Here is a 754-nt window from a genome sequence, read left to right on the forward strand (position 1 = left end):
CGGCGACGACCACCGGTGAGGACGGCACCGTCTCCGGAACCCAGGTCGCGCCGACCGTCGACGCGCCCGTCTCCGTCGCCCGCAACGCCTTCGGCATCGTCGGCGACGCGGTCTCCACGACCGCCCCGGCCGCGCCTGCGCCGGCTGCACCTGCGCCGGCTGCACCTGCACCGGCACCCGCGGAGCCCGCGCCGGCAGCACCAGCGCCCACCACCAGCGGGGCCGACGGCCTCGCGTCCGGGACCCAGGTCGTACCCGACGTCAGCGCTCCCGTCGACGTGACCGGCAACGCGGTCGGTGTCGTCGGGGATGCGGTGGCGGCACCGGCCCCAGCGCCGGCTGCCCCGGTTCCCGCGCCGGCTGCTCCCGCTCCCGCGCCGGCTGCTCCGGTGGCCTCCTCGCCCACCACGTCCGGCGAGGACGGCGTGCTCTCGGGCACCCAGGTCGCCGGTGCGGTGGACGTGCCGGTCACGGCGACCGGCAACGCCGTCGGTGTCCTCGGTGACGCTGCCGCCACGAGCTCGCGCTCCGGGTCGTCCTCGGCTCCGGCAGCTCCGGCCGGTGACACGACGACCGCCTCGACCTCCGGGGAGGACGGCGTGCTCTCGGGCACCCAGGTCCTGCCGGACGTCACGGTCCCCGTCACGGTCTCGGGCAACGGGATCGGCGTGCTCGGGGACGGATCGGCCACCGGGACCTCCGCGGCCCCGGCAGCTCCGACCGGTGGCACGACGAGCGGCTCGACCTCCGGGTC

The 754-nt window shown here is 77.5% G+C and carries 1 protein-coding gene; it reads left to right on the forward strand.

Annotated elements, in window-relative coordinates; all coding sequences use genetic code 11:
* Positions 1 to 754: chaplin family protein (locus DEJ32_RS15940; protein ID WP_375342331.1), on the forward strand; the 754-nt coding region annotated here is incomplete at both ends.

The sequence above is a fragment of the Curtobacterium sp. MCPF17_046 genome (genome assembly GCF_003224295.1).
GTDB lineage: Bacteria > Actinomycetota > Actinomycetes > Actinomycetales > Microbacteriaceae > Curtobacterium.